Source organism: Bacillus sp. NMCC46, assembly GCF_002998465.1.
GTDB lineage: Bacteria > Bacillota > Bacilli > Bacillales > Bacillaceae > Bacillus.
In genome coordinates this window covers 1-3,077 of sequence record NZ_PVQZ01000013.1, presented here as the reverse complement: position 1 = coordinate 3,077, position 3,077 = coordinate 1, and the positions used below count along the sequence as shown (strand labels likewise).

Genomic DNA, 3,077 nt, shown 5'->3' with positions numbered 1-3,077 from the left:
CGTGTTCTTTGAAAACTAGATAACAATAAGTAATACATTCACATTGAATGCAATGCAAAGTTCATCACACATAGTGATTCTTTCTAAAGTAAGAAATGGTTAAGTTAGAAAGGGCGCACGGTGGATGCCTTGGCACTAGGAGCCGATGAAGGACGGGACGAACACCGATATGCTTCGGGGAGCTGTAAGCAAGCTTTGATCCGGAGATTTCCGAATGGGGAAACCCACTGCTCGTAATGGAGTAGTATCCATACTTGAATACATAGAGTATGAGAAGGCATACCCGGGGAACTGAAACATCTAAGTACCCGGAGGAAGAGAAAGCAAATGCGATTCCCTGAGTAGCGGCGAGCGAAACGGGAACAGCCCAAACCAAGAGGCTTGCCTCTTGGGGTTGTAGGACACTCTATACGGAGTTACAAAGGAATGATATAAGCGAAGAGGTCTGGAAAGGCCCGCCAAAGAAGGTAACAGCCCTGTAACTGAAATGTCGTTCTCTCCAGAGTGGATCCTGAGTACGGCGGAACACGTGAAATTCCGTCGGAATCCGGGAGGACCATCTCCCAAGGCTAAATACTCCCTAGTGACCGATAGTGAACCAGTACCGTGAGGGAAAGGTGAAAAGCACCCCGGAAGGGGAGTGAAATAGATCCTGAAACCGTGTGCCTACAAGTAGTCAGAGCCCGTTAATGGGTGATGGCGTGCCTTTTGTAGAATGAACCGGCGAGTTACGATCCCGTGCAAGGTTAAGCAGAAGATGCGGAGCCGCAGCGAAAGCGAGTCTGAATAGGGCGCATGAGTACGTGGTCGTAGACCCGAAACCAGGTGATCTACCCATGTCCAGGGTGAAGTTCAGGTAACACTGAATGGAGGCCCGAACCCACGCACGTTGAAAAGTGCGGGGATGAGGTGTGGGTAGGGGTGAAATGCCAATCGAACCTGGAGATAGCTGGTTCTCTCCGAAATAGCTTTAGGGCTAGCCTCAAGGTAAGAGTCTCGGAGGTAGAGCACTGATTGGACTAGGGGCCCCTACCGGGTTACCGAATTCAGTCAAACTCCGAATGCCGATGACTTATCCTTGGGAGTCAGACTGCGAGTGATAAGATCCGTAGTCGAAAGGGAAACAGCCCAGACCGCCAGCTAAGGTCCCAAAGTATACGTTAAGTGGAAAAGGATGTGGAGTTGCTTAGACAACCAGGATGTTGGCTTAGAAGCAGCCACCATTTAAAGAGTGCGTAATAGCTCACTGGTCGAGTGACTCTGCGCCGAAAATGTACCGGGGCTAAACGTATCACCGAAGCTGCGGACTGTTCTTACGAACAGTGGTAGGAGAGCGTTCTAAGTGCTGTGAAGTCAGACCGGAAGGACTGGTGGAGCGCTTAGAAGTGAGAATGCCGGTATGAGTAGCGAAAGACGGGTGAGAATCCCGTCCACCGAATGCCTAAGGTTTCCTGAGGAAGGCTCGTCCGCTCAGGGTTAGTCGGGACCTAAGCCGAGGCCGAAAGGCGTAGGCGATGGACAACAGGTTGATATTCCTGTACCACCTCCTCACCATTTGAGCAATGGGGGGACGCAGGAGGATAGGGTAAGCGCGGTATTGGATATCCGCGTCCAAGCAGTTAGGCTGGGAAATAGGCAAATCCGTTTCCCGTAAAGGCTGAGCTGTGATGGCGAGCGAAATTTAGTAGCGAAGTTCCTGATTCCACACTGCCAAGAAAAGCCTCTAGCGAGGTGAGAGGTGCCCGTACCGCAAACCGACACAGGTAGGCGAGGAGAGAATCCTAAGGTGATCGAGAGAACTCTCGTTAAGGAACTCGGCAAAATGACCCCGTAACTTCGGGAGAAGGGGTGCTTCTTAGGGTGTTAAAGCCCCGAGAAGCCGCAGTGAATAGGCCCAGGCGACTGTTTAGCAAAAACACAGGTCTCTGCGAAGCCGTAAGGCGAAGTATAGGGGCTGACGCCTGCCCGGTGCTGGAAGGTTAAGAGGAGCGCTTAGCGTAAGCGAAGGTGCGAATTGAAGCCCCAGTAAACGGCGGCCGTAACTATAACGGTCCTAAGGTAGCGAAATTCCTTGTCGGGTAAGTTCCGACCCGCACGAAAGGCGCAACGATCTGGGCACTGTCTCAACGAGAGACTCGGTGAAATTATAGTACCTGTGAAGATGCAGGTTACCCGCGACAGGACGGAAAGACCCCGTGGAGCTTTACTGCAGCCTGATATTGAATGTTGGTACAGCTTGTACAGGATAGGTAGGAGCCTTGGAAACCGGAGCGCTAGCTTCGGTGGAGGCATCGGTGGGATACTACCCTGGCTGTATTGACCTTCTAACCCGCTGCCCTTATCGGGCAGGGAGACAGTGTCAGGTGGGCAGTTTGACTGGGGCGGTCGCCTCCTAAAATGTAACGGAGGCGCCCAAAGGTTCCCTCAGAATGGTTGGAAATCATTCGCAGAGTGTAAAGGCACAAGGGAGCTTGACTGCGAGACCTACAAGTCGAGCAGGGACGAAAGTCGGGCTTAGTGATCCGGTGGTTCCGCATGGAAGGGCCATCGCTCAACGGATAAAAGCTACCCCGGGGATAACAGGCTTATCTCCCCCAAGAGTCCACATCGACGGGGAGGTTTGGCACCTCGATGTCGGCTCATCGCATCCTGGGGCTGTAGTCGGTCCCAAGGGTTGGGCTGTTCGCCCATTAAAGCGGTACGCGAGCTGGGTTCAGAACGTCGTGAGACAGTTCGGTCCCTATCCGTCGCGGGCGCAGGAAATTTGAGAGGAGCTGTCCTTAGTACGAGAGGACCGGGATGGACGCACCGCTGGTGTACCAGTTGTTCTGCCAAGGGCATCGCTGGGTAGCTATGTGCGGACGGGATAAGTGCTGAAAGCATCTAAGCATGAAGCCCCCCTCAAGATGAGATTTCCCATTCCGCAAGGAAGTAAGATCCCTGAAAGATGATCAGGTTGATAGGTCTGAGGTGGAAGCGTGGTGACACGTGGAGCTGACAGATACTAATAGATCGAGGACTTAACCTTTATTCTAATGTGAAGCTTGAACATTGTTATCTAGTTTTGAGAGAACATT

At 52.3% G+C, this 3,077-nt stretch carries 1 rRNA gene; it reads left to right on the top strand.

The annotated features are described in order from the left end of the window. Positions 1–97 precede the first annotated feature (97 nt). Positions 98–3,028: ribosomal RNA gene (locus C6Y01_RS18685) — 23S ribosomal RNA — on the top strand. Positions 3,029–3,077 lie beyond the last annotated feature (49 nt).